The sequence below is a fragment of the Leptospira ryugenii genome, assembly GCF_003114855.1.
GTDB classification, from domain to species: Bacteria; Spirochaetota; Leptospiria; order Leptospirales; family Leptospiraceae; genus Leptospira_A; species Leptospira_A ryugenii.
This window is the reverse complement of the sequence record NZ_BFBB01000002.1, coordinates 670,110-696,705: the sequence shown is the minus strand read 5'-3', so window position 1 is coordinate 696,705 and position 26,596 is coordinate 670,110. Positions and strand designations below refer to the sequence as shown.

27 protein-coding genes are annotated in these 26,596 nt (G+C 41.1%); 14 read left to right on the top strand and 13 right to left on the bottom strand.

The genetic code is table 11. The features are described from left to right. The first annotated feature begins 87 nt into the window (after nt 1–87). From flgG to DI060_RS04020, 5 genes are read left to right on the top strand one after another with little or no spacing between them, the layout of a single operon-like run. Nucleotides 88–885: a flagellar basal-body rod protein FlgG gene (gene flgG / locus DI060_RS04040; protein WP_108973914.1), complete on the top strand. Its 798-nt coding sequence runs from the start codon at nt 88–90 to the stop codon at nt 883–885. Between the two features lie 2 nt (nt 886–887). Beyond that, nucleotides 888–1,817 carry a flagellar basal body P-ring formation chaperone FlgA gene (gene flgA, locus DI060_RS04035; protein WP_108973912.1) on the top strand — a complete coding sequence of 310 codons (930 nt, stop codon included), beginning with the start codon at nt 888–890 and terminating at the stop codon, nt 1,815–1,817. Next, entirely contained in the window at nt 1,817–2,548 is a 732-nt protein-coding gene (locus DI060_RS04030; protein ID WP_108973910.1) for a flagellar basal body L-ring protein FlgH, read from the top strand. Before flgA ends, DI060_RS04030 begins: the two co-directional genes overlap by 1 nt. Further along, nucleotides 2,545–3,624 (top strand): flagellar basal body P-ring protein FlgI, encoded by a 1,080-nt coding sequence (locus tag DI060_RS04025; RefSeq protein WP_108973908.1) that lies wholly within the window; start codon nt 2,545–2,547, stop codon nt 3,622–3,624. The genes DI060_RS04030 and DI060_RS04025 overlap by 4 nt, the downstream gene beginning before the upstream one ends. 8 nt (nt 3,625–3,632) lie before the next feature. Beyond that, nucleotides 3,633–4,106 carry a rod-binding protein gene (locus tag DI060_RS04020; protein WP_108973906.1) on the top strand — a complete coding sequence of 158 codons (474 nt, stop codon included), beginning with the start codon at nt 3,633–3,635 and terminating at the stop codon, nt 4,104–4,106. Here the strand turns inward: DI060_RS04020 and DI060_RS04015 are convergent. Genes DI060_RS04015 through DI060_RS03995 form a run of 5 tightly spaced genes read right to left on the bottom strand, consistent with a single transcriptional unit; the run spans nt 4,103 to nt 9,533 of the window. Beyond that, complete coding sequence (locus DI060_RS04015; RefSeq protein ID WP_108973904.1) at nt 4,103–6,460, bottom strand: YhjD/YihY/BrkB family envelope integrity protein; 2,358 nt, start codon at nt 6,458–6,460, stop codon at nt 4,103–4,105. The two genes, DI060_RS04020 and DI060_RS04015, sit on opposite strands and share 4 nt — an antisense overlap. A gap of 6 nt (nt 6,461–6,466) precedes the next feature. Further along, nucleotides 6,467–7,360, bottom strand: a complete 894-nt coding sequence (locus DI060_RS04010; protein WP_108973902.1) for a class I SAM-dependent methyltransferase — start codon at nt 7,358–7,360, stop codon at nt 6,467–6,469. Further along, the gene (locus tag DI060_RS04005; protein ID WP_108973900.1) at nt 7,357–7,968 is read right to left on the bottom strand and encodes a class I SAM-dependent methyltransferase; all 612 of its coding nucleotides are present in this window, start codon (nt 7,966–7,968) and stop codon (nt 7,357–7,359) included. The genes DI060_RS04010 and DI060_RS04005 overlap by 4 nt, the downstream gene beginning before the upstream one ends. Continuing rightward, on the bottom strand, nt 7,968–9,164 hold the full coding sequence (locus tag DI060_RS04000) for an ATP-grasp domain-containing protein (RefSeq protein WP_108973898.1): 1,197 nt from the start codon (nt 9,162–9,164) through the stop codon (nt 7,968–7,970). Before DI060_RS04000 ends, DI060_RS04005 begins: the two co-directional genes overlap by 1 nt. Continuing rightward, nucleotides 9,165–9,533: an RNA recognition motif domain-containing protein gene (locus tag DI060_RS03995; protein ID WP_108973896.1), complete on the bottom strand. Its 369-nt coding sequence runs from the start codon at nt 9,531–9,533 to the stop codon at nt 9,165–9,167. Between the two features lie 113 nt (nt 9,534–9,646). Between DI060_RS03995 and DI060_RS03990 the strand changes: the two genes are divergently transcribed. Then, nucleotides 9,647–10,507, top strand: coding sequence for a flagellar hook-basal body protein (locus DI060_RS03990; RefSeq protein ID WP_108973894.1), 861 nt, complete (start codon nt 9,647–9,649; stop codon nt 10,505–10,507). A gap of 97 nt (nt 10,508–10,604) precedes the next feature. Here the strand turns inward: DI060_RS03990 and DI060_RS03985 are convergent, their stop codons facing one another. Further along, the gene (locus tag DI060_RS03985) at nt 10,605–11,015 is read right to left on the bottom strand and encodes a DUF2721 domain-containing protein (RefSeq protein ID WP_108974069.1); all 411 of its coding nucleotides are present in this window, start codon (nt 11,013–11,015) and stop codon (nt 10,605–10,607) included. A 118-nt stretch (nt 11,016–11,133) separates the two neighbouring features. On the opposite strand from DI060_RS03985, the gene DI060_RS03980 reads away from it, so the two are divergent. The 3 genes from DI060_RS03980 (at nt 11,134) to DI060_RS03970 (ending at nt 13,544) form a co-directional block, all read left to right on the top strand. Next, entirely contained in the window at nt 11,134–11,388 is a 255-nt protein-coding gene (locus DI060_RS03980; RefSeq protein ID WP_108973892.1) for a hypothetical protein, read from the top strand. Nucleotides 11,389–11,524: 136 nt separating this feature from the next. Further along, a complete protein-coding gene (locus tag DI060_RS03975; protein ID WP_108973890.1) occupies nt 11,525–12,409 on the top strand; it encodes a hypothetical protein in 885 nt (294 codons plus the stop codon). A 1-nt stretch (nt 12,410) separates the two neighbouring features. Further along, entirely contained in the window at nt 12,411–13,544 is a 1,134-nt protein-coding gene (locus DI060_RS03970; protein ID WP_108973888.1) for an alpha/beta fold hydrolase, read from the top strand. Here the strand turns inward: DI060_RS03970 and DI060_RS03965 are convergent. Continuing rightward, nucleotides 13,518–13,739, bottom strand: coding sequence for a hypothetical protein (locus DI060_RS03965; protein ID WP_108973886.1), 222 nt, complete (start codon nt 13,737–13,739; stop codon nt 13,518–13,520). The two genes, DI060_RS03970 and DI060_RS03965, sit on opposite strands and share 27 nt — an antisense overlap. Nucleotides 13,740–13,828: 89 nt before the next feature. On the opposite strand from DI060_RS03965, the gene DI060_RS03960 reads away from it, so the two are divergent. Then, on the top strand, nt 13,829–14,434 hold the full coding sequence (locus DI060_RS03960) for an HAD family hydrolase (protein ID WP_244594269.1): 606 nt from the start codon (nt 13,829–13,831) through the stop codon (nt 14,432–14,434). On the opposite strand, the gene DI060_RS03955 is transcribed toward DI060_RS03960, so the two are convergent. Together DI060_RS03955 and DI060_RS03950 are read right to left on the bottom strand one after the other, a co-directional pair. Next, nucleotides 14,414–15,850, bottom strand: coding sequence for an APC family permease (locus DI060_RS03955; protein WP_108973882.1), 1,437 nt, complete (start codon nt 15,848–15,850; stop codon nt 14,414–14,416). The genes DI060_RS03960 and DI060_RS03955 overlap by 21 nt on opposite strands. A 73-nt stretch (nt 15,851–15,923) precedes the next feature. Next, entirely contained in the window at nt 15,924–17,048 is a 1,125-nt protein-coding gene (locus tag DI060_RS03950; protein WP_108973880.1) for a hypothetical protein, read from the bottom strand. Nucleotides 17,049–17,189: 141 nt separating this feature from the next. Here DI060_RS03950 and DI060_RS03945 point away from each other — a divergent pair, with 141 nt between their 5' ends. Continuing rightward, nucleotides 17,190–17,516: an RNA recognition motif domain-containing protein gene (locus DI060_RS03945; RefSeq protein WP_244594268.1), complete on the top strand. Its 327-nt coding sequence runs from the start codon at nt 17,190–17,192 to the stop codon at nt 17,514–17,516. Nucleotides 17,517–17,563: 47 nt separating this feature from the next. Beyond that, nucleotides 17,564–20,176, top strand: a complete 2,613-nt coding sequence (pepN, locus tag DI060_RS03940; protein WP_108973878.1) for an aminopeptidase N — start codon at nt 17,564–17,566, stop codon at nt 20,174–20,176. On the opposite strand, the gene DI060_RS03935 is transcribed toward pepN, so the two are convergent. Genes DI060_RS03935 through DI060_RS03925 form a run of 3 tightly spaced genes read right to left on the bottom strand, consistent with a single transcriptional unit; the run spans nt 20,173 to nt 23,952 of the window. After that, nucleotides 20,173–22,047 (bottom strand): AMP-dependent synthetase/ligase, encoded by a 1,875-nt coding sequence (locus DI060_RS03935; RefSeq protein ID WP_108973876.1) that lies wholly within the window; start codon nt 22,045–22,047, stop codon nt 20,173–20,175. The two genes, pepN and DI060_RS03935, sit on opposite strands and share 4 nt — an antisense overlap. 43 nt (nt 22,048–22,090) lie before the next feature. Beyond that, nucleotides 22,091–23,569, bottom strand: a complete 1,479-nt coding sequence (locus DI060_RS03930) for a tetratricopeptide repeat protein (RefSeq protein WP_108973874.1) — start codon at nt 23,567–23,569, stop codon at nt 22,091–22,093. Beyond that, nucleotides 23,566–23,952, bottom strand: coding sequence for a YopX family protein (locus DI060_RS03925; RefSeq protein ID WP_108973872.1), 387 nt, complete (start codon nt 23,950–23,952; stop codon nt 23,566–23,568). Before DI060_RS03925 ends, DI060_RS03930 begins: the two co-directional genes overlap by 4 nt. Before the next feature lie 94 nt (nt 23,953–24,046). Here DI060_RS03925 and DI060_RS03920 point away from each other — a divergent pair, with 94 nt between their 5' ends. Continuing rightward, entirely contained in the window at nt 24,047–24,814 is a 768-nt protein-coding gene (locus DI060_RS03920) for a ParA family protein (RefSeq protein WP_108973870.1), read from the top strand. Here the strand turns inward: DI060_RS03920 and DI060_RS03915 are convergent. After that, the gene (locus DI060_RS03915; protein WP_108973868.1) at nt 24,780–26,144 is read right to left on the bottom strand and encodes an ion transporter; all 1,365 of its coding nucleotides are present in this window, start codon (nt 26,142–26,144) and stop codon (nt 24,780–24,782) included. The two genes, DI060_RS03920 and DI060_RS03915, sit on opposite strands and share 35 nt — an antisense overlap. A gap of 110 nt (nt 26,145–26,254) precedes the next feature. Here DI060_RS03915 and DI060_RS03910 point away from each other — a divergent pair, with 110 nt between their 5' ends. Beyond that, nucleotides 26,255–26,575: a YbaB/EbfC family nucleoid-associated protein gene (locus tag DI060_RS03910; protein ID WP_108973866.1), complete on the top strand. Its 321-nt coding sequence runs from the start codon at nt 26,255–26,257 to the stop codon at nt 26,573–26,575. The last annotated feature ends 21 nt before the right edge of the window (nt 26,576–26,596 follow it).

Below are 26,596 nucleotides of genomic sequence, written 5' to 3'. Positions count from 1 at the left end.
TACCGAATAGAAAAGACATAAACATAGAAAAAGAGCATAACGTTTTTCTCATTTTAGTCGATAGATTGCCTAGAGAGGGACTATCTTATGATGAGATCACTTTGGACAGGCGCCACAGGCATGATCGCCCAGCAATTTCACATTGATACGGTTGCAAACAACCTAGCAAACGTGAACACAACAGGATTCAAAAAGAACCGTGTCGATTTTGAAGATCTTGTCTACCAACACCAAGTTTTGGCAGGAACACCTGCTTCTGCTGTTTCTGAAATTCCGACGGGTGTGAATGTAGGGCATGGTGTAAAAACCGCTGCCACACAAAAGTTATTTGAGATAGGTTCCTTCCAAGCTACAGGAAACAAATTGGATTTAGCGCTTACGGGAGAGATGGGCTTTTTTAAAATCCAAATGCCAGATGGAACTTTTTCCTTCACACGAGATGGATCTTTTAAGATTGATTCCAACCAACAAGTAGTGACTTCCAATGGGTATCTCTTAGAGCCTCCCATCATCCTTCCAGAAAATGCCATTTTAAATACTTTGATGATATCAGAAGAGGGCGAGGTTACGGTCAAGATCGGTAACGATATTCGACCAACAACCATTGGTCAGCTAGAGTTGTATCGCTTCGTCAATCCTGCGGGATTGCAAGCAGTTGGTAAAAACCTTTTTCGTGAGACAGTGGCCTCTGGCCCTGAGATTCCAGGAATGCCTGGGCAGGAAGGTTACGGATCAGTCTTGCAAGGGTTTTTGGAAATGAGTAACGTAAAAATCGTTGAGGAAATGGTAAATATGATTGTAGCACAAAGAGCATACGAATCCAATTCCAAAACAATTCAAACATCAGATAACATGCTTTCTACGGCAATAGGTTTGAAACGTTAAAGATGCGTACGTTTTGTTTTGCTTTACTATTTTCTTCTTTCTATGTTTCGCTTTTTTGCGAGGAAGTAAAAACAAAACAAAGTTTATTTTTAAAACCAAAAACTATTCTGGCCACTGGTGAACTCAAACTCTCTCATTTAGTAACTGATTGGAAAGGAAAAGATCTTATCATAAAGCAGAATGCAGCTGCTCCTTTTGAACTTACTTCAGATGAGTTGAACGATATCTTACTCAAAGAAGGTTCGGTCGATGCAAACATAGCATCCTTTCGCTCTGGAAAAACCATAGTTTTACCAATGGTAGAGGAATGGAAGGCTAGCGACCTCACAACTTCTTTGTTATCACATCTAGAAGCCAATGGTCCTTCCTTAGATGGGAAGTTTCGCTTTTACTCGGAACTTCCAAGCCTAAAGATGCCAAAAGAATCCGTAAGTTTCCAATGGCGTCGAGGGAGTACAAGGCTCCATGCTGGAAAGCGTATTTTCCCTTTGGACTTGATATGGAAAGGACGAGTCGTACACAGCCTTCACATCCCATTTGTAATCGAAGAAAAAAAAGAAGCTTGGTTTACGGTGAAGGAAATCGAGGCAAAGACAGTACTACAGGATACGGATGTAGAAAGAAAAAGTTTTTTCACTTCGGATAATCGTATCGAGTATGAAGAAGAATCTCCCATTGGCAAAACAGCATTAATTGCACTTGCTTCGGGAGTGCCGCTACAAAAAAAACAGACACGCTCTCTTCACATGGTTGAGAGAGGTCAGGAAGTACAACTTGTATACACCATAGGCTCTTTATATTTAAAAATAAAAACGAGAGCCCTGGAATCTGGCAATGAAGGCGACAAAATATTGTTATTAAATCTCTCTTCCCAATCGAAAATCAAAGGGACAGTACAATCACCTGGTGTTTGTATTTTGAGTGAGGTCTGATGTCCACTTGGTATAGATCCTTATTGCGATTTAAGGTTTGCTATGTTGTCTTGGTAAGCCTTGTCAGCTTATTTCCAGATTTTTTTATCCATTTCAAAAATGGCAGAACTCACGCAAATGCATTGAATGCAGAATCGCTATGGAGAGACAAAGATCCGTATTCTTACCAAAAGATGATCTCTCCAGGTACAGTCATTAAGGTCGTATTGAAATCTTCTTTGAAGGTCGAATACGAATCAGACTACAAAGCAACCTTTGACCAGGATACCAAAACCGTTCCCGATAAAAAATTAGTCCCTGATTTACCTGCCTATACCAGCAACAGCACCTATATGAGAGCAAAAATTGGAAAATCCAAGACCAATGGGAAAATTTTAGGAACAATGGCAGTGCTTGTTGTCGGAATAGACCCGGGATCTGGCAATCTGGAATTGGAAGGTACAAAAACCTTTTCTTACGGAGAAGAAAGCATCAATCTGCGTTTATCCGGAACCGTTTCTACCAATGATTTGGACAAAAATAGAATGGTGAGTAGTGACCATGTCGCTAATCTACGGATAGATTTTGTTGGTACGTTAAGCCCTAAAGAAATCAGAAATCCAAACATCCAAATGAAAACGATAACAAATAGCGATGGGACAACAAGCCAGAGGGCAGAGCTCAGTGACTCTGAAAAACAAGAAATTATCTTAAAAAATATTAAACGAGCCTTAGGTGAGAGTGAACCATGAAATCCCAAACGATGACCCACCTAAGACGCAGTCTAACAATCCTTTTTTTCCTTACGGTGCATTCTCTTACTGCTGTTGAGATCAAATTAAAAGATATCGCGAAAATCAATGCCATTCGAGAAAACCAGGTAACAGGTTTTGGTCTGGTTGTGGGACTAAACGGAACCGGTGATACAAAAAATCCTCTGACCGAAGAGGCTCTACAAAATTATCTATCTGGTCTTGGGGTAAATACAAAGAAATCGATGCGAGAAGCTAGAAATACAGCAAGTGTTCTCATCACCGCATACATTCCTGTGAATCTCAAAAATGGCGATAAGGTAGATGTCATCGTCTCCTCTGTGGGGGATGCACGTTCATTGGAAGGTGGAGTTCTTTTGCAGTCGCCCTTAAAAGCCGGGAATGGGGACACCATTGCTGTTGCTTCCGGAGTTTTGATCTTTGGTGGAAAAGATAAAAAATCGAAAGGCCTTGGTGATAAAAAATCAGGATCTAACACTGGATTGATTCCAGGCGGAGCCATTTTGGAAAAGGCTTTAGATAATCCTCCGATTGTGAACCAAATAAAGGTCTCGCTCTTGGAAAGAGACTATTCTACTTTAAACGCCATCGTGGAAGCGATCACAAACAATTTATCTGTCAATCCCGAGGTAATTTCGGGAACAGAAATCATTGTTCCGGTTCCGCAAGCAAGGGAAGGCCAAGCACCAAAGATAGATTTGGCGTTTTTAGCAAAACTAGAAAATTTAACCGTTACACCAGAATCAGTTGCAAGGGTTGTCATCAATGAAAGGACGGGAACAATAGTGATGGGTGCCAATATCGCTATTGATGAAGTAGCGGTCTCACAATCAGGTTTGACACTCCAAATTGCAAACCAAAACAAAATGAGATATTTTTTCCCTATGCCGGAATCAGAGAAAGGTGAGTCCGTGTTTATGATCAAAGAGGCAACCCAAGTTTCAGATGTTGTTGCTGCTTTGAATAAAGTTGGGGCAAGTACAAAAGACATCATTTCGATCTTGGAAGCTTTGAAAAAACAAGGAGCCCTAAAGGCTGAACTCATCATTCAGTGAACTAAAGTATGGATATATTTTCAATCAATGACTATAGCTCTCGGATTTCCAGATCTCGGGAAGACCAAATCTTAAAGAGTATTTCCAAAGAAGGGAAGTTTTCTGAGCCCACTACCCAGTCGAACTTTGAGGCATTGATAAAAGAAAGACAAGACCTCATGGGAAAAGTTTCGTCCAGCTCTCTCTCTGTGCCACTCAATATCAAAGAAGAAATTTCTAGCGATCCATATCGAAAAAAACTTTATGACGCGAGTGTAGAGTTTGAATCGGTTTTTGTGAAAATGATGCTCAAAGAAATGAAGAATAGCGTCCACAAAGAAAAACTCATCGATGGTGGATATGCAGAAGAGATTTTTGAAGATATGCTCTATGATGAGTATGCTAAAAATATTTCAAAGAATGAATCTCTTGGCCTTGCAGAGGAGATTTACAAACAGATGTCTGTGCATCTCCCCAAATCAAGATCAAATCCCTATTCTTAAGTTGAAAGGTCTTTGATTGTAATTCCCTTTAAGTGGTCTCGGACCTTTTCTTCGAGGCTCACGAGAGATTTTACCAAAGTTTCTGAGGAGGCTTTTGTTTCTGTCGGAGCAGAAAAAGAAACGGAAACTGTCTTTTCATACAATTCCAATAAACTGAGTTGTTCTTTCAGCTTAACAGGCGCTATGCCTCCTGATTCAGAAACAGAGATCAATTGGGCTTGCTCCAATCTGGTTTGGATTTGGTTGATGTCCGCTTCAGGAAGAAGTAGGTCCTTTCGGATCTGTTTGGTTTGGATTAGCTTACCTTTGGTTTCCTGTTCCCAATAGACCAATCCAAGAAATCGAATCGTGTGGTAAAGTTCGTGTTTTACAAAGGTATCCATCGATTCAAAAGGATGGCGGGGGAGAAGGTAACGATCTGGGAATTGTAAGGTTGCTGTGATCTCTGCTCCAAACAGAATGATTAAGGCAACAGAATAAATCGTGAGAAGTAAGATCGGAATCGCTGCCAGTGCTTTGTAGATAATCATTGTCTTTTCTGTAAATGAGGTGATGTAGATATTCAAAAACCCCCAGAAAAAGAGTATCAAAATCAAACCAGTGATGGCAGCACCCAAAAAGGAAGCTTTGATAGGCACCTTTGTATTGGGAATGATGGAATAGAGAAGTACAAAGAAAATCCATACTCCAAAAAATGGCACTATGAATTTTAGAAGTGTATAGAGAGAAAAGAAACGTAAGCCCCCTTGGTATTTTTTCCAAATTGGCTTTCCATTGTCATCATTTTCGATGCGAATGATTTTATTGTATTCGCCTACTCCTAATATACCCAACATATCTGCGTTGAGTTTACTTAAGGTTTCTGGTTCCTCTTTGGTTTCGGTGACTTCTATTTCTTCTTCGGGACTTTCATCAGAGGAGAGTCCAGATATGAGTGACTCAGACCTTAGATGCAATAAGTCTAGGATTGCTCCACCTTTAGGCTTATAGGCGATGGTCCAGTTCAATCCTTCATCTTCGGAGAGGATGATTTCACCTACGTTATTCAAAACAAAGACATCAAAATCTTGTTTTTTGGGAGATAAAAAAGCCCAAACACGTTCATAGGAAAACTTTTTGTGGCTGAGGTCTATCCAGTTATTCCCTCCATCTTTTGTTTTGAAAATGGCACCATCGTCACCAACAACGAATCCTACATTTCGATTTAAAAAGAAGATATCATTCAAAGATTTCTTTGAGATTACTTGGAAGGTGAAGTTGGTTCCTCCATCGACTGTCTTCCAAATACGACCTTCTCGGTCTAAGATAAAACCATCTTTGTCTCCAAAAAATCTGATCTTAAAAGGTTTGATGCCCTTTTCTGTGAATCGTCGAAGCTCTGTGAGTGCAGAACCGATATCATAGCGTAAGGTTCTCGTATCCTCTGTGAGGATAAAAATAGTCGAATCATTGGATACGCCAAAGTCCTTGATGCTTAAATTTTTGAAGGAATGTATATCCCAAGTACCTCCATGGTCATCTGAGATGAGTAAGGTTCCTTCTTCTGACATGGCATAGAGGTTCTCGCCAAGTGCGCGGATCCGAAAAAAATTCTCTTTGGAAACATTTGGAACCTTACAGGTACCTTTTTCAATCCCTGAGAAGTCAATGCAAAGAAGGTTTTCAAAATCGATTGTATCGTACGGAATGAATTTTATTTTAGATTTTAGATCATTTAATCTTCCGATATTTCCTTTTTCACCGGCAACCCATATCTCACCCATTTCAGTCTTAACGATGGATTTTAAGTGAGGTGCTCGTATACTATCTGCTAGTTGGTCTGTGAGGCCTTTCCCTACGAGGAAAAGCAGTGGACCAAAACTTATGAGAAAAAAATACAAAACAAATTTACTAATGAAACTTCTGTGGAGGTCGATTTTCCAGATAGAATGGAAGGTCTTTTCCAGGGATCGCAAAACTGCCGTTGCTGAAAAAATAAAGACGATAAACCCAACAGCTCCAATCTGAGAGGCAGTGTTGATGATGTCAGAAAGGGTTTCCCAATAGGGACTGATGTCAAATTGGATATTATTCTTTAATAGAAAGCTATTGACTTCATCATAGATTTCATCCTGTCTGCCTTGGATACCAGAGGCAACGGTGAGAAGGGCAACAACAACGGTAAGAGTGGGAACCAAAGTTACAATAGTCGTGTAGGCCAAACCAGAAGCCTTCATCAAACAATCATCTACATTGAACCTATGGACAGAAACAAGAAGCACACGAAGTGCCAAAACAAATTTACGTTTCCAACCTCTCTCCTCGGGGATCTTCGTAATCCGAACTAAGAAAGGATTTTCAAACACAGCTTTCATATAGACCTACTTTTTTTTCCAAGCGTATAAAACAAAACTAGACGTTAATGGTCTGCCATTTTTCTTCCATTTGGACTTAAGGTGGTACCAGGAAATTCGTATCCATTGGAAGTAGTCCGAGATTTTTTTGAAATTTCCCCTAGACTTTTTCAATTTAGCAAATAGAGAAAAATCAACGCCAAAGTAAGAGATAAAATGCGTAAATCCATGTTGGGTCAATATCTTTTTTAAATTGCTTTCTGAATAATAATACACATGTCCTGGCATATAATAATGGTATGAGGAACCTTCTCGTATGGCCTGCCAACCTTCAAAATTTGCAGTTTGCAAAAGCAACAATCCTCCAGGCTTTACGATTCGGCTTAGCTCGGCAAAATGGAGATTTGGCTGTTCTAGGTGCTCTATAACTTCCACCATTGTGATCACATCAAAGGAATGGTCTGGAAACTTTGCATCGATGAGAGTTCCACAAAATGTGGGAATGCCTCGGTCTTGGGAATACGTTGCCGCATAACTTGAGATCTCGACACCTTGCACCGTACAGCCCATATCTTTTGCTTGCTGTAAAAATCCTCCAAAGGAGGAGCCGACATCCAAGAAGTGTATGGGGAGAGATTTGTGTTTAAAAATGTTCTCTATGCGAGCTTTCCAGACATATCGATGGTATCTTTCTGTTTGCCTTTCATCGTGGTAGCTGTATTCTGCTTTGCCTTTGTAATAATTCTCATCGTAAAGAGTGTTCTGGATTTGTCTTGGAAATTGGCTTTGCAATCCACAGGTTCGACATTGGTAGATGCTTAGGTCTTTGTATTGTCCAGTGGAGAGATACAAAAACTTCCAATCACAAGGTGACGATGTTGAGATGGGGCATTCTTTTTGTAAGTCCAGATTCTCATTCATCCTTTCCTCGCCAAAAAAAACCAATGGCAGATCCTCTCATTCAATTTTCCAAGGGGAGTCCTTTCTGAATAACCCAATTGGACATCTGCAAAACCGCTGAGTAAGCCCCGCAGTTCCTCCTCTGAATAGGTTTCTGCGTATCCTCCCTGTAAATCTTCTAATTGCATCTTGCCATCTTGGAGCGCTAGGTGAGTGTCCGTATTTGCCCGCACCGAGCCAAGTAAATAGCCCTGGGGAACCAATGATTCTTTGAGCTCGCTAACCATTTGGTTTGCCACATCACGTTTGTTATAATGAAAAACTCCCCAAGATACAATGAGTCCATAGCATTCTCTCTGAAAAGGGAGGGGAGGGTTTGGGGTATGGTAAATCTTTGCCTCTGGAAAAGTATTCTTTAGATTTGCCACAGAAACCAGGGAGGCATCAGCAATTTCTACTTGGAATCCGAGCTCTTCGAGTAATGGTACATGCCGTCCGCTTCCGCTCCCAAAATCCAAGGCCAATGGCTTTGTTGTTTGTATACGTGCAAGCAAACGGACTAAATTTTCATCAGGATAGGATAATTTTGATTTTCCCCTCTGGTAGTGTTTGTCCCAGACTTCCGACATCAATTCATTCTTTGGAGTAAACTTCTCACCCAATCCTCAGCCTTTATTTTTTCACTGGTAGAAACACCAAAGACAAAATCCCTTCTTTGGTTTCCTTCCTTTCCTATTAGGCTTGTCCCTAGGGGCAAGAGTTCCTTTTGGAAAAACAAAGTTTCATGGGATTCTAATGCTAAGATAGGGTGGCTTTTGACTGTCTTTTCTTGCTGAGAGCTGAGAGCAAAAAAAATAGCGGAGCGTTCTTTTTGTCCTATTTGTAAAAACTTTAACTTTGGTTTTTCACCAATGAGTACGGAAAGTAAATCATCAAAATAGGAATATGAAAAATGTTGTTTTAAAAGTTCGTCTGCTAAAAATTCTCCACCTACTTCTGGCGCGGCTTCGATCAAAACACATTCACCGCCATCAGTGATTTTAAACTCTGCAACAAATGGACCGTGGACAATCCCAGTGTGTCTGATAATAGCTTGGCATAACATCTTCAGTTCGCCGCTAAATTCAATAGAAGAAGAAGGGCTAATGTGTGCGATTTCGATAAACGGTGGTTCACTTGTTGTAATTTTGTCTGTCAGGGAAAGGAGGTGAAATTTGCCAGAAAGCACCATTCCCAAAACGGTGACTTCCTTACCTTCCACCTTTTGTTCTAAAATCCACTGCTCTGGTTTTGCCTGCTTAGCGAATGCCTTCCATTCTCCTTCGTTGGCAAGGACCCTGATGCCCTTTTTGGCATGACCTGATGCTGGTTTTGCGACGAGAGGAAAATCTAAAAGGATTTCTTTTTTTTTGGTCTTCGTAGCCGTTGTTGGAAAGGAAAATGACTTGGGTACTGGGATGGAACGTGCTTCTAAAAAACTTTTGAGTTTCTTTTTGTCTAAATAAAGATCAACGGCACTCGGAGGATTTCCTGGCAATTTGAATTTTTCTGCTAGATAGGCAGTGGAATGTATAGCCTGACCGAAGGAACGGGAGCCAACACCTCGCAAAACGTGTGTATAGGGTACACGGCTCATGGCATGGAGGATTTTTCTATACTCTGATGTAGATTCTAGAATTCGTATATCACTCTTTTGGAATCCGGGTGCTCCCGAGTTTTTGTCAACAGCTATGACATGCAAACCACGGGCTTTGGCAGCATCAATGAGTGGGAGCTGGTTTACACCCGCACCGAGTGATAGAAAACTTCCTTCCAGAGGTTTCAACTAGGATCCTCTCTGTCCACCTCTCCTCATAACTCCTGTGTTCCCGCCAGAGGGGCCTTGGGATTTGCCGAAAGGTGATTTTTGGTTTAATGGCGCATTTTTTTGGTTACCAGCGCTTTGTTGTTCTTTGGCTAGTACTTCTTGGTTTACAAGGACGATCTTCTTTCCATCGATTTCCTTTCCGTTGAGACTAGCTATGGCCTTCTCTGCAGAGGTATCGTCCATTTCCACACTTCCGAAGCCCAAGGATACTTTTGTGATCTTGTCTCGTTTAATCGTTAGATGGCTTGTGGATCCAAAAGGGCTTAGTAAATCCTTAAGTTGGTCTTCTGTGAGCGACTGCGGGATGTTTCCAATCGATATCTTCATAGTATACCGAATCCTTCTTTTTTAGAAAAAAAACTTCAAGTCTTTTTTGACTATGTCTCTTTTTCTCTTGGGGAAAATCCCGTTTCCGTCGATAGGTTCCAGGGAAGGTAATTATGATACGTGGATTGTATACCGGTGCAAATGGAATGATTTCTCAGCAAGTGAGAATGGATGTGGTAGCCAACAACCTCGCGAATGTGGATAAAACCGCTTTCAAAAGGGACACAACTGTCTTTAAAACCTTCCCTGAGATGCTCTTACATAGATTTTCTGAGGATGGGATCGGAAAGACTCCTATGGGTTCCTTTGATACTTCTCCAGTCGTCGGCAAACTAGGATTTGGTGCTGAGGTTAACGAAGTGTACACACGTTTTGAGCAAGGTTCGGTCAAGAAAACGGACAACCATTTTGATTTAATGGTCCAAGACCAACCTGGAAATGAACACCCTGCCTTTTTTACCGTTTTGACGAACCGTGGTGAGCGTCTTACAAGAAGTGGTAATTTTGTTTTGGATAAAAATGGTTTTGTCGTCACGCCTCAAGGCTTTCCTTTACTCGGTGAGAAGGGCCCCATCCGAGTCAACCAAGGTAACTTTTTAGTGAAGGAAAATGGGGAAGTCTATATCAATGGTCGCATAGGCCGTGATCCAAAAGATGGAACCAATGTCAGTGAAAATAGATATGAAGAAGCTGAACTCATCGATAAGCTCAAGATTCGTACTGTCGAAAATCCAAGGCATTTAGATAAAGAAGGGGATTCTTTCTACGCAGACACCCCGGAATCGGGAGAACCAAGTCCATTTCCTGAACGATTTGCACCGCAAATTCTACAAGGTTTTTTGGAGGCTTCCAATGTATCTGTTGTGACAGAGATGGTCGATATGATTGAAGTCAACAGAGCTTATGAAGCGAATTCAAAGACCTTGCAGACGCAAGATAGTTTACTAGGACGATTGTTCGAAGTCATACGTTAAGTATCTGGTTGTCAACCTAGCAATCTTTGATTAAAATCCTTTTTGGGAATCGGATAGGTTCCCCGAGGGTGTTTTGGTAAAAACCGTTGTACAGAATTTAGGCGTTTCCTCTTTCCCATTTACCCAAAACAGTTTGGATTTCAATTTCGAGAGCCTTTGCAGAGAGTTGGATTTCCCAAAGAGCAAAGGCCAATGAACCAACCATCAAAAAGAGCGCAATTCCGAACAAATACCAAGCAATTTGGTTGTCCCAGCTGATCCAAGCAAGGGAAAGAATGCAGGCAATTAAACTAGAAATTCCAAAGGCTTGGGACCTTCGGACAAGAGAGATTCTTTTTTGTAAATTCTGGATTTGGTAATAAACATGAGTATCTTGGGATTCACGAAATTTTTCTAACAGCTGTCTGACGAGGGAAGCTAGAGCAAAGAATCGATTTGTGTATGCAAGCATGAGTAGGGAGATAGCAGGGAAGAGCAAACCAGGTGTGTTATAAGAAAGTTCCTTCATTTCTGTCATGATACAACTCTTTCACTCAAATCAATGAAAAAAGAATTTACTTTAAAGAGAGTACTCATTGTTATCGTTCACTAGAAGGAAGATAATTTATCTTTTAAGGTTCAAGAGAATGGAAAACGAAACAAACATCATCCCGGAAACACAAGATGTTCCTGCTCCTCAACCTGTGGAAGAAGCACCTGTAAAGAAAGCACCACAAAAGAAAAAAGCAGTAGCAAAGAAGAAAAAGGCGGCCAAGAAAAAGGCAGCTAAGAAAAAAGCAAAGAAAGCGGCTCCTAAGAAGAAGAAACCTGCCAAAAAGAAAAAACCAGCGAAGAAAAAGAAAGCGGTTAAAAAAGCAGCTAAGAAGAAAAAGAGACGTTAGACATACGTAGGGATAATGGGAGTGTTTCTGCCAATCTTTGGTGAGCAGTCTCTATTATCCCTATTTTCCATCCGAAAGACCCCCAAAAGGTATTTCCCTTCCTGATTCAAAACCCCATACTTCCTAAAAATCCATAATGCCATCAAATCCATACCAAAACAAAATCAATAGCTTTCTCACTGATTCGCATCGGGTGCAGGCTACCTTCGAGAGAAGCAACCGCCTCTTTTGGGAAACAAAGACAAAGTCTTTTTTAGAAATTCCTTTCCCAACAGAAACCATCCTACTTCTTTTGCAAAAGCTACGTATCCCAACAACGGTTCTACAAGACATCCCCAATCTCTATCCCAAAGAGAACCTTGCTATGGGGATGGAAGAAGCTACCCTTGAATCCCTTGCTCGATTTGTGGATAGTTTGGAACTCGTTCCCTCTGAGTCGCTTCTCATTGAAATACTCAAACAAAAGGCAATCCAAGAAATCATCGCAACTATCATTGAAAGTGGCATCATTGAATTCAATCGGAAGACAAATCCATTGTTCTCTGTCATTCAAGCCACAGGCCTCGACAAACAAATCAAGTCCTTCATAGCGCCTTTTTTGCCCAATTTCTTACCAAAGATCGCAAGCTTTCTGCATAAATCATCATTTACCGATACGAGCCATTTTTTTTCCGATATGTTACGCCTTGTCTTACATGCTCCAGTCAAAGACTGGCCTTACCCACCTGAGGCTTCTTGGGTAGAGACAGACCGATTGGGCAAAGAAGTTTGGAATCAATTGGCAAAAGACAAACTAGCGCAGAGCACCGCAGAAGAGTTTGGAAACCGATTGCGAAAGCATCTCTTAGAACGAGTAGGAGAAGAACCCTTGAAGGATGTATTTTTCTCTTCGGATTCTGAATACGAGAGCTTTCTCCAAGCATTGAGTGAACTCCAGACAAAACAATGGATTGCCCCCTCACAACACCTCCCCATTGCCAATCTCTTATCCATCTGGTTAGAAGGAATCCTTGGGGATTGAAATGGATAGTTTGGATCTCTTGGTCTACTTTGTTTTGTTTCTCTACTTTCCGGGTCTCTATCTCTTTTATTATTTGAAGGAGATTTCCGAATACCCTTCCTTACACTACCAATCCAATCCATGGAATGATGTATGGATTCCTTCTCTAGCTCGTTTGCATAGAGTCTATAGGCCCTTTTTCTTTGCATACAACCGGCATTTGATGATCTTTGCCTATCTTTGGAAGGAAAGATTTTCTAGGAGGATCGCCTTTCAAGAAGAGATCCTTCAAATGAAGGATGGAGGCACTGTGGGCCTTTCCTGGTATGGATTGGAAAATGCAGAGGCCTTTCCCGAGACTCCAATCGTTGTCGTTCTCCATACCATCACGGGTGATGCGGAAGATTTGCGGCTCACGGTCTCGAGGATACGAGAACGGCTAAATGCCACCGTCGTGGTTTGTATCAGAAGAGGTCATGGAAACCTTCCCCTTACCAAGCCATCGATCAATACAATGGGTTCGACTCTAGATTTGCAGGAACAGATCAAACACATCCGAAATAAATTCCCCAAGGCACCTCTCTTGGGCTTAGGCATCTCAGCTGGTTCGGGATTGCTTGCGAGGTATCTAGGAGAGTCGGGCAAGAAATGTGCCTTTTCGGCCGCAATGGCTATTTCACCTGCCTATGATATTGAAAAAGCATTTCCTCGCGTGCACCCAACCTATAGCCGTCTGATGGCCCTAAGACTACGCCAATATTTTTTGAAACGGCATGAAACTATCCTCAAAGACAAATATGGCTTTGGCATTTTGGATTCTGCGAAAACCATTCATGAATTTCAGGACAATTTGTACCATATTGCAGACCATCCGGACCGCAATTCTTATTACAGGGACCATAACCCCATACATGTGATTGGAGAAGTGGATGTTCCTCTCCTAATCTTAAATGCAGAGGATGATCCGGTATGCGTTAAAGAAAATGTGGAGGAAAACCTCCATTGGTTTGATCGTTTGCCAAAAACCATTCTTGTTAAGTTAAAACGTGGCTCTCATATTGCTTTTTTGGAAGGTCTTTCTGCAAAATCATGGTCAGACGAGCTCATCTGTGATTATTTTGAAAGGATGTTAGAGTTGTTTGATGAGAGATTTTAAATCATTGATGAGTGAATAGGGCACAGGTTTTACTTCGCCAGCCAGTTGGATTGCGTCCTGTATCATCCTGGTTAGGACTTGTTTTTCAGCAACATAATTGGCATTGTGCATGGTGGCTTTATTTTTTTTAAATAGAGTTACCTTTGTATCAATGATTTCAATGACTTGGTTTAGATATTGAACTTTCTGGTCCATCTGCTAAAGTCTAAAGGTAAAATTTGACTTGGCAAGTCTTTTCACTTCATTTCTACTGAATCTCGCAGATTTCAAGACTTGGATTTTTTATGCAATTGAAACTAAGCAGTCGACATTGGGTCTTTGATATGGATGGAACCTTGACGGAAGCCGTTCATGATTTTCCTGCCATAAAAAAGGAACTGGATCTCCCTTTAGAATTAGATATACTAACGGGACTTAGTTTGCTTGATCCAGATCGGCGAAAAGAAAAGGAAATCCTATTGAACCAAATTGAATTGGAAATTGCAAGGAAGGCAAAACCGCAAGAGAGTGCTTTTGAATTGCTTCTTTGCTTGCAAGAGAGAGGAGATCAATTAGCCATACTTACCAGAAATTCGAAAGAGAATGCCATTCTCACCTTGGAAGCAGCGGGCCTTCTTGCTTTTTTCCCTAAGCCATTGATCTTGAGTAGAGATGAGGCAAAGCCAAAGCCTGACCCAGAAGGCCTCCTCCACCTAAGAAATCTTTGGTCTTGTCCAGACCAAGAAATGGTGATGGTGGGTGATTATCTGTATGATTTACAAGCAGGGAAGGCAGCTAAGGCTACCACAATCTATCTTGACCCAAGTGGTATTTTCCCCTTCCAAGAACACGCTACCTATTGCATCCGTTCGCTCTCTGAAATATCTCTACTAGAACCCTTGTCGATGTAGGTGTGGTTTCTTAAAAACGAGGTACAGAAGACCTGTAAGCAGTACGATACAGCTTGTAACTATCATTGCATAGTTAACATACCAAGGTGAATCGCTTGCCCTTGGCCAAACCATATTGATAACAGCGGCTAAACCATACACCAAAGCAATTAAATTTACGAGTAATCCCCATTTTCCCAATTGGAAACTTCCTTGCGGCTTCCAACCTTTCCACCTTGCAAAGAGGGCACCAATTACAACCATTTGAAAGGCTATGTAGATTCCAATAGAAGCAAAACTGATGATGGTAGCCACCGCATCCTCTAACCAGTATCCAAGAATTGCGATCAAAACAGGTATGGCTCCACTCACCAAAAGAGCATTCACAGGTACCTTATGTGCCTCGGAAAGTTCGCTAAGAGAACCGCTTCCCATGATCATTCCATCTCGAGCAAAAGAGTAGAGTAGCCTTGAGGCAGCTGCCTGTAGACTCAGGATGCAAGAAAGAAAAGAAATCATTACCACAAGAATGACAAGTCGATACCCTGTTTCGCCGAGCGCATGTACGAGTGTGCTTGTCACCGGATCTCTGTCTTCACCCGAAATCGCCTTTGGTAAATCTGGAATGGCAAGTAGCAGTGCTAAACAAATGAAAGTAGCCGCTCCACCTCCGACATAAATCGTCATCCGCATGGATTTTGGGATCGCCACACCTGCATTTGGTGTTTCCTCGGCAACATCTCCACAGGCCTCGAATCCATAGTAACAAAACATCGCTGCCACAGAGGAAGCAACAAAGGCAGGAAGATAATCGATCCCTTCCCCAAAGGACAAAGTGTCCCAAAGTATAGAGATGGATTGAATCCTTGCAAAGAGAAGTAAGTAACCACCTACTAAAATAGCTCCTAAAAGCTCACAGATAAATCCAATCATTGCAACTCTTGCTAAGAGTCTCGTTCCACTTAGGTTAAGAGCACTCGATATTAGGATCATACCAATGGCGAAGAAAACTAAGGTTCCATTTCCAAAGGAAAAGGAAAAAAGTTGGGATAAAAAGGGAGCACCACCGACAGCAACCGCAGCAATGGTAGTAAACAATGCCCACGCATAAACCCAAGCAGCAATCCAGGCGTAGCGCGTGCCCACCAAACGCAAACACCAAGGGTAGATACCACCAGAAATGGGGTATTGGGAGACAACTTCACCAAAGACTAGACATACGAAGAATTGTCCGAGGCCCACGAGGAAATAATTCCAAAACATGGGTGGTCCACCTGCTTGGATGGCCATTGCAAAAACGGAATAAACTCCTACTACGGGAGAGAGGTAGGTAAAACCTAATGAAAAGTTCTCCCAAAAGGACATACTCCTTTCAAATTTCGAAGTATAACCTAGCGCCTGTAATTGCGATGCATCCGATTGGTTTTCAGTGTTCATTTCTTACCCATTTGCCCTATTGGCAAAATAAAGGAATCCCTAAAAATCTCTACTTTTTTCTCACCAAAAATGCCTAAAACTCGGTTTGGAAGCCTCGGAAAGAAGCGCTTGTCTCTTTTGCTTTGGATTGAATGGCAAAGAGGATGGCTTTTTTGAGATCCGTTTGGTAAGGAAGTGGCGTGAAAAAATGCAAAGAAAGTTTTAAAACTGATTTGTCCCCCACAAAGATAAGATGAGGAGGCTCCAAGAGCAATTCTTCTAAATCTTTGTAAAAAACTTGTTTGTTTCCGATCGTTATCCTTTCTTTTCCGAAGGTCCATTCTTTTTTCCGCCTGAACTGGTAGAGAACATATCCACTTGGTCCTGCCAATAAGAGAAAACACAAAGCTAAATAAATGCTTTCCGATAGAGTCGGAGGAAATCCTGACCAGGAGAAAAAAGATACCTCCCAAACATCGGAAATGAGCAATTGGAAGAAGACAAAGAGAATGAAGGACAATAGAGCCGCTAGAAATAAAAATAAGGTTGGTTTGTACTGGGACACGATGCTGAGAGAATCCTTGGTCTCTGTCCAAGAAAGATAACTTTCTTTTGGAAAAGAAGGTCTGGTCGCCAAATCAGAATCCTCCGGGATACGCTCATGCAAAGGTAAGTCTAAATCGGAAAATTTTCTTACTTCGCCCGATTCCGTTTGGATATCTACTCTTAATTCTTTGGCGATTGTCTCTGCAAATTGTCGAATCTGAAAGATGTCAAGCGATTCGGCTAAAATTTGGTCCATACAGTCAGGTGCAACTACCGTAAAAACCGTAACAGTTCGTGAGCTATTCTTATTTTTAACTACATAAGTATATCTTGATTGTTTAATGGACTGGATTTGGTGGTAAGAGAGTTCATTTTTACAAACCTTCCCTTCATAGATATAGATTTTTTTTAAAGATCTTTGGAATTCGATCTTTTTGTTTTTCTTTTGCGCAATGAAGATGATGAGAAAGGGAAGGAGGCCAAAAGCTAAAGATCCAGGCAAAATAAATAAAAGCAAAAAAAGATTGGATTCATTTTCCATCAATATGATGTATGAGACGCCGAAGGTCACGAGGACTGAAATGGCAGAGACTGCCACCAAGATAGCATTTGTTACCTTTTGCGACTGTTTGCGGTGGTCCCAAAACAGTAGTGGACTCGTATCATCTTTCATTTTTCCCCCGTCAGGGTCGATCGAATGGACCCTTTTTTCCCATCCTTTGGGCGTATTTTGAAAGCCCAGTCAGGGAACAAAATTCTAAAGTAAACTTAGAACTTCTCTATATTTGCAAGGAATTATTGGAATTGACATTTTTTGACAAAGAAGTTCACTCGACCCGTTCCTTTCCTAGGAGGAGGGAATGCGATTGAGGCAAGAATGATTTCTAAAAAGATTTATGTAGGCAATTTAAAATTCACTCTCAAAGAGGAGAATATCCGTCAGATTTTTTCCGTGTATGGTGCAATCCAAGATCTTAAGATGATCCATGACCGTGAAACAGGGAACTTTCGGGGATTTGCCTTCATAACCTATGCAAACGAAGAGGCTGCCCAAGATGCCGTTACCCAAATGAATGGCCAGCCCATCGATGGTAGAAATTTAAAGGTAACTTTCGCAGAAGACAAAAGAAAAGAGAAATAGTATAAAATTCACTTTTCCTTTCTTCCTTGCATTGAGATAGAGGGAGTGTGTCGTCTTCCTCTACTGAGCTCAAACCCCATTTCCTAGAAGAGTATACAAGCCCCCTTTGGATCACTCCCGAAGCAAAGATACGCTTTGATTTAGACCTAGAGCGTACCATAGTTCGCACCGATTACCTGGTAGAATATGTAGGCGATTGGGAAGGGGAAGCACTTCCTGGAGTCTTTTTCCATGGAGAGGGGCTTGGTTTTTTAAGCCTTCGGATCAATGGTGCCATCGCTGAGCCTCTGCAATACCATGTCTCCGAGGATGGCCTCTTCCTACGCATAGTACCCGGTCGAAGCTTTCGCCTAACGGTAGAGAATAGCCTAAGCCCCAAACACAATACCGCTTTAGAAGGTCTATACCATTCTGGGTCTATGCTTTGCACACAGAATGAACCGGAAGGCTTTCGAAAGATCACCTATTCAATTGATCGACCTGATAATCCAATACGATTTCAGGTGACTCTTTCAGCCCCTAAAGAGGAGTTTCCCACCTTACTTTCCAATGGAAATCTCATCCACAGCCAAGAATGGGAAGACGGCAGACAAGAAGTGGTCTGGGAAGATCCATTTCCAAAGCCTTCCTATCTCTTTGCCATCGTAGCCGGAAATTTACAATATCGCAGCGACCAATGGAAGACAAAATCAGGTAGAAGCATTGAGCTAAGAATTTACGTCGAAGAAAAGAACCTCTCAAAAACTGATTTTGCCATGTTCGCCTTAAAAGAAGCAATGCGCTGGGACGAAGAGACCTTTGGCCTTGAGTATGATCTCGACTTGTATATGATTGTAGCAGTTGACGACTTTAATATGGGTGCGATGGAAAATAAAGGCCTGAATCTGTTTAACTCAAAACTAGTGTTAGCTGATAAAAGTTCTGCCACCGATGATACTTTTGAATCCATATTAGCTGTTGTCGCACATGAATACTTTCACAATTGGACAGGAAATAGAGTCACACTTAGAAATTGGTTCAACTTAACTCTTAAGGAAGGGCTTACCGTATTCCGTGACCAGTGGTTCACAGAAGATAAAACGGATCCTTCTGTGAAGAGGATCAAAGATGTTCTTATTTTATGGGAACACCAATTTCCAGAGGATGCAGGTCCCATGGCACATCCCATCCTTCCCAAATCCTATATAGAGATGAATAATTTTTACACAGTCACTGTATACGAGAAGGGTGCTGAGGTAATCCGAATGTTATCGCATCTGATCGGTCGAGATACTTTCCGAAAAGGATTACAGCTCTATTTGCATACTTATGATGGACAAGCGGTTACGTTTGAAGAATTCCTTTCATCGATGGAACAAGTCTCCCATCACTCTTTACTGCAATTTCGCAATTGGTACCATAGAAAGGGTACTCCTACACTTCGAGTCGAAGAAAAATGGAATCCCTCGGAAGGTACCTACCAAATCAAAATACAGGATAGTGAGACTGGAGAACTTCCTCTTGTTTTTCCCATCCAATATGCCTTGTTCGACCAAGATTCAAAATCCCTAGACTCTGGGTTATGGGAAATGAAAGCAGTTCAGGAAGAGAAAGTTTGGACTGGCCTAGTAAACAAACCTATTTTCTCCTTGTTACGATCCTATTCAGCACCCGTACATCTAGCCTTTGAACGTGATGAGAGAGAATTGATTTTTTTGGCGAAACAAGAAACCGACGGGTTTTCCAAATTTTTTGCATTCCAAAAGATCATTTTTCGCGAGTTCCGAAACCGTTGGGAACAAAATCAAAAGAATTCTACCTCTGATACAATTGCCTTATACAAACATTTCATTGAGACAAGAGAGACTTTACCCAAAGACTACTTAAGCTATTTACTTGCATTTCCTGGTCTCACTATTTTAGCAGATGAATTAAAAGTTTATGCATTTGAAGAAATCCACGAGATACGCCATAAGATGCTCCAAGAGATCAGCTCAACACTCCGGCCAGATTTATTTTCCGTTTACAAAGAAAACTTAGGAAGTATGTCATCGCAAGATAGAGAGAATATTGGGAAACGTCGGCTCAAGAATATGGCTCTCTCCTTTTTATTTTACCTGCCGCAAGCTAAAGATGAAGTGATCTCAATTGCCTTGGAACAACAAAAACAAGCAAACCATATGTCGGATGAAATTGCAGTACTTAGGGCCTTTTGTGAGAGCTCTTACCGAGAAAAAGAAACTAGCATACAGTTATTCTATAATAAATGGAAAGCTGATGTTCTCTCACTAGACCTATGGTTCTCTGCTCAAGTAAGTTATGGACCTGATGCTTTAGAAAGAGCACAATCATTGGTGAGCTCTTCAGATTTCAATTGGAAAAATCCGAATCGCGTGCGCTCTGTTCTTTCTAGCTTAGCAAGAAATCATCTTTCCTTTCATAGAAAGGATGGGGCTACTTATCGTTGGTTGTGTGAATGTCTATTGCTTTTGAATGAAATCAATCCGCAGATAGCGGCTCAGATTGCTAAAACCTTTCAATCTGTGAGATGGCAGGATGCTAAAAGGAAAGGACTAGCCTTGATGGCACTGCAAACCGTTTTAGATTTTCCTCATCTTTCCCGCGATTTAGCAGAAATCGCAGGAAAGATTTGTAAAGATCTAGAAAATAACCAATCTTAGTTGTACATACTCTGGATCAAATTTTTGTATTTATCATGGATCACGTTTCGCTTCATTTTGAAAAGATTGGTGAGTTCATCGCCCACTTCCATTGCCTTCGGAAGAAAACGAAAGTCCGTAAGTTTTTCAAAAGATTTAAACCCATTCTCGGAAGAGATTTGTTTTTTGATGATGTTTTGGTAGAATGCACGCACCTCTTTGTTTTGATTGAAATCTTCTCCTTCTGAAAAAGACAATCCAGCTTCCTTCATTCTTTCTTTGTCCGGCCATACCAAAGCGGTAAGGGATTTTTGGTCTTGCCCTACAACAATAACTTGGTTGATGAGAGCATTTTCTAAGAGAAGGTTTTCAATTGGCACTGGCTCGACGTTTTCACCACCTAATAGTACGATTGTATCCTTCACTCTCCCTCGGACAGAAAGTGTGTCATTAAACGAAATAAAACCTAAATCACCTGTATTCAGCCAGCCATCTTTTAAGGTTTTGTTGGTAGCTTCTTCATTCTTGTAATAGCCTTTCATCACTTGGGGTCCTTTCACATGAATGATTCCCATCTTCCCTTTGGGAACGATTTCGCCTGCATCATTTAGGATCTTAACTGCAGTTCCCTCCGGCCAACTTCCCACAGAGCCTTGGACTACTTTTCCAACGGAGCGCACAGAAATGATAGGTGCACATTCGGTCATTCCGTAGCCTTCATAAACGGGGATTCCGATGACATTGAAAAATTCATCGACATGAGCGGGTAGGGCTCCACCGCCAGAAATGGTGCCGTGGAGTTTGCCACCCAAAACATCTCGTATCTTTGAGAATACGATTCCATCTAACAACTTTGCTAAAAAGAAGAGGTTGATGGAATTTGCGAGAGCAAGGGCTGTATTTTTGGCACGTTCAAATGGGTTTTCTTCCGTTGTGAGCAATTTATTTCCTGCCAGGTAATCGGTAGCATCCTTCCATTTTTTGCAAACATCATAAGCAAATTCAAAAAGTTTACGTCTGGTTTCGGGTGCCTTTTCTAACTTTTGTTTGATGCCAAGATATAGGTTTTCCCAAAGCCTTGGAGCTGAGGCCATAAACGTAGGTTGGATTTTGGTAAAATCATCTCTTAGGTCTCTAACATTGGTGTAAGCTATACTTGCGCCCTCAGCGTACAAGGCATAGTCAATGGCTCTTTCAAAAATATGCCAAACAGGCAAGATCGAAAGAGCACGGTCACCGCTAACGAGGCCCACCCTGGGTGGAACTTTCAAAACATTGTATACCATATTTTGGTGGGTAAGCATTACCCCTTTCGGCATTCCCGTTGTGCCGGAGGTGTAAATGATGGTAAATAGATCGTCTGGTTTTGTTTGTTTTGCCCGCAGTTCTAAGGACGGTAAATTTTTACGGTATTCTTCGCCCATCTGGACGAGTTCTGCTAAGGAATGTACATTTGGATCTTTGGAGGAAAATTGCGGATCCAAAACGATTACTTTTTCTACTTTTGTCGAGCCAAGGATTGGCTTAAGGGATTCATAGAGTTTTTGGTGTTCCACAAAACAGTATTTGCTTTCGGAATGTTCCAATATGTACTGAATCTCCTGTGGTGTGGAGTCAGAGCCTCTCGGCACATCAACGGCACCATTGAGTAGCACTGCCATATCGGCAATGGCCCACTCTAAGCGGTTGTCCGCCATAAGTCCGACTTTATCTCCTGGTTTTAAGCCAAATTGTAGTAAGGCGAGTCCAACATTTTCGGCCTTGCGAAATGCATCTGCAAATGTGGTTCCTTTGAATTGTTTTTGGTTGTCTTTGGAAAAGAAAAGTTCTTTAGAACCATAACGATTTTTTGTATAATAAAATACGTCGTTCAGAGTGGAAAAATTTTTCATCCGCGAGTTTGCTCCCTAAATTTCTCTCGATGCTTTCTGACTTCTACTTCTTCGGCAAGGAATATTTTGATTGGAACTTTTGTCCCGCAGGGCTTAGGAGAAAACTTTGGAAAATTGGATCTTCCTTAACTTGTGCAAACAACTGAATGTCTGCTGAAAGTGATTTGATGAGGAAATCCTCTCCCTCTGCAAACCGAGACAAGGCATAAAGCGACTTGGCTATTTTTAAATAGATGAGTGCGTGGTAATTTTGATCTTGGGACTTTATAAGTGCCTTCTGAAAATCTTGTATGGATTCTTCATATTTTTTGAGGGACAAGGAACAGGAAGCCCTGTAGTAAAAAAAATAAAACCTAGCAACAGCTAACATACGTTTTTCACGCAATCGTTCTAAACTTTGGAGGCAAGAAAGGGGATCCTCATCTTTATACTGCGAAAATGCAAGATTAAGAATCAGCTCGGGGTTTTCTTCTCCGTTCATTCGAAAGTATTCTTCCGAGGCCTTTCTATAGGTTTTTTTGGCCTCTTTGTACTTTTGCGAGATGTAGAGTTGGTAGTAAGCTTTGTAAATCAACATTTCCAAAGAATTTTTTTCGCAGATAGGAATCGCTAGGAATTCATCCAAGTATTTCCCAAACTTTGGATAGTTTTCCTTGGCATATTCCAAGGAAATGATTTCACGTAACAAGGAACAGGTTCTAGAAGTAGGTGAAGAGAATTCTTTTTTGTATTCGCCCAAAGCAAAATAAAAAGCTTGCAATGCCTTTTCTGATTCTCCTCTTTCAAGGAAGCTCCGCGCTACTTTTTCTTCCTTTTCTCCGATACCTTCACAATTTTTCTGTTTACCGTTTTCAAAAAAACAGACTCTCTCTTTCAATCCATTTTCATTCTCATCGTATTCGATTCGTATGAGTTGGCATTGATCATAGATCCACCATTGGTCAATGCCCCCAATTCCATTTTTATCTTTTTGGATGGACTCTACGCATTGGTCGGAGTGGAAGCGAGTAAAACTGTCCTTTCTTCCTAATTTTTCTTCATCCTCCTCTAAGAAGGCAAGGCTACCATCGGCCTTTAGATACTCCCAACGGAAGGGAAAGTAAATGTCTCTGTTGGAAAAAAAACTAACCTTGAGGCTCCCTTTTTCTTTATCCCAAAGAGAGTGGCAGACAAATGTGGATTTACCTAAAAATTGAGGACTGAAGATTTCCGTGTAATAACTGCTGATGTGGTTGCGAATGTTGACTCGATGCTTTGGGCTTTGGAATTCAGGGTGGAACCGTTCGATGTAGTGAGCGCAAAACCGAAAGACCTCATGGCTGATAGCTTCCTTGGTCAATTGTTGGGGGCCTTCGTATCCGAAACCGAAGCGCAGCCTCTGCGGTGCTTTATCTTGTAAGGAATACAACTCTTTGGATCTCTGCAACGTATCCCAGGTTTGGTCCAAGGACTCAGATCGGATCGAAAGCGGTAGACCAGAAAAGGCAAGGATGAAAATCCATTGCCTAGGGAAACTCTTCAAGACTGGACTTTGTTTTTGAAATAGAGATCGAAGAGGATAGGATTTTCATATGGATTGCCTACCTTTCGGATGGAAAACAATTGGAGAAGTGGTGGGCCATTTTCTAGATAAAAGGCGCCATGCTCATTGTTGTATTTGATGACTCCCACCTCTTGGGTGAGGTTTCCACCTTTGGCAATGGTATGTTCGATCACGTCATCTTCATAGAGCTCTTTGTCGTATTTATCCTTCATACCTGTAAAGGCATGTAAGATAAAATTTCCATCGTTGCTGACAGGCTGTCCCATACGAAGCAACTTACCATCTAAGGTGAGCGAAAAGCCTTTGATCGTGAATTCTTTTGCTGCTTTGTCCCAAACACGAAATTTTGCTAAGTAAGCCATAGAGTGCCAAGGATTTCAACTTCTTAGCTCTCTCCAAGGAATTTTCAAAAAAAATTTGTTTGGTAATTCTACTAAACTATTTAGAATCGACGGCATGAAAGTCATCACCGTGTCCAATATCAAAGGCGGGAGTGCTAAGTCTACGACAGCCATCCATCTGGCCACTGCACTTGCACGACGGGGGAAAACCCTGGTCATAGATTTGGATATGCAAGCTGATTTGACAGATTTCTTTTTACCCGATTACCCTATAGAGCGTTTGGAAAACCATAACATCCTTTCTCTTCTTCTCGGAAGATCTTCTATTGAAGATGTGATTGTAAGAAAAACTTTAGTCGATGTCATACCGGCTACCCTAACGCTTTCAAAACTAGTGAGAGTCACAGAGGACCCTTTGTTCATATCCCAGGAATTCAAAAAAACTCTAGATAAGGTTAGAGACCAATATTCCTATGTTGTGATTGATACACCTGGAGCTGCCAAATATGAGTTAACGAGCGCTTTGTTTGTTGCAAATTTGGTTGTGATCCCTGTAACACCTAGTAAGTGGGCCATAAGAGCTGTAAATTTACTTTTAGATGAGATCTCTGCCACTGAAAATTTATTTTCTGCCAAAAAGATGACTGCCTTTTTACCCTCCTTATTTGGAACATCCAAGAAACATAGAGAGATCATCGATCGATTAAAACAAATCGAAGAGATACCTACCTTGAATGAGATACCAAAATCAGAATCCATAAAAACCAAAACGGAAAAACATGAACCATTAAAAAAAGATTCAATCCCATGGTTTGCCTTTGACCGTTTGGCGGATGAAGTGATTAAACTTATCGAGCCGGAGTTTCGATTCCCGTTTGCTTAGATTGTTTCTTTCGGCTCATTGCAATTTGTCGTATTTTCTTTGCAAATTGTGGGTGGTGGCTGAGTATCTCCCGGAAACTTTCTCGGCTTAACACATAGGTTTCACAAAATGTTCGAGCACGGACAGATGCAGACCTAAGCCTATCGTCTATCAATGCCATTTCGCCAAAAAAATTCCCTTCATGCAAGGAATCTAAGACTGTGCCAGAGGATTCTTTGATGATATCAACAGATCCTTTTGCAATGAAATACATGTTATGTGGAACATCCCCTTCCCGAAAGATAAGGTCTCCTCGCATAAAGGCAATTGGTTTTAATTGTTGTACAATTTCGCGTTTTAATTCTTCCGTCGCATCACGAAAAAAGGGAACTACAGAAATTAACTTTGCATGTAAAAATAAAGAGACTTCTATCTTCATGGCAGATGGAAGTTCCTCCCAGATGTCCCTCTCATCGATTCCATGTCGATTTTCCCATAAGTTGATATAATACGACCGGATCCTATTTGAGAGATCGGCTGGAATCTTTTTGTATCTAAGAAATGAATTGATCGTGTCCAATTTTTCCTGAAACTTTATACGAGAAATGTCAACATTGGAAAGAAGACTTGCGATGTTACCAACAACATATCCGTAAATACCAACTCCTATGATCATCACAAACATTGTGTAGATTGTTTGGGTATTTGTTCTCGGAGTGATATCTCCATAACCAATCGTGGTTAGGGTGGTTACAGACCAATAGAGAGATCTGATGTAACGAGTGATTATATCGCTATCTTTTAAAAATTCTGGTGTAAGTTTTATCCAACCACAAGCTACCCAATGTGCAAACAAACTTGTCCAGTAAATAAAAAAGACCAAACGAAAGGTAACTGGGTTGATTACCTCCAATACTCTATACTGGAATTCTTCGTTACCACCCATTGCCAAGAGTCGTAAAGATTTGAAGAGTTCGAAAACTTTAACAGCCCTTAGGATTCTTAATATCCGAAGTGTATCCGTTACTCCAAAGTATTCATAGAAAAAACCACCGAAGACATCGAAGGGAAAGGCAGAGAGAAAATCTACAAAGAACCAGGACTTGAAATATTTCCTTGCAACTTGATGGTGGTTCATCACTAAAGTGCGCTCTTCGAAAAAGCCAGTTCGAAAATTTAAAAGAATATCGATCGAGAAAAGGATTTGGAAGATCCGCTCGTAGAATACGATTTCTTGGTCTACCTTGTAATGAAAGACGATCCGAAGCGGTACTTCCACAGCAAAGTAGGTCGTACAAAGAAAGATAAGAAGATCCCATATTCGTTTCCAGGGTCGATCAGGATGGACCATAGATTGAGTATCGACCTGAGAAACAGGATTCTAAATGAAGGGTTTTTTCTATTGCCCTGAATTTCTATCCTTGTTTTTCTGTTATGGAAGGTTTCTAAAACGAGGTAAATATGTTCGGTGGAGCAGGTGGCAATAAGTTTGAGATGCTCAAACAAATGAAGAAGATGAGATCTCAAGTCAAAACAATGGAGAAGGAATTAGCCAACTTAAACTTTGTTGGTATATCTAAAAATAAACTTCTTTCCATTACTTTGGATGGCAAATTCCAAATGAAATCCATACAGATAGAAGATGAACTTTTGGAAAAAAAAGATAAGATAGTATTAGAAAAATCGATACAAGAGGCCTATGCCAAGGCTCTTTCCGAGGCTCAGGCAGGTGCCGCAAAGCAAATGCAAGCCATGGGAGGTTTTCCAGGCTTAGGTATGTAAATAAAAATACCGGTTTTCGGA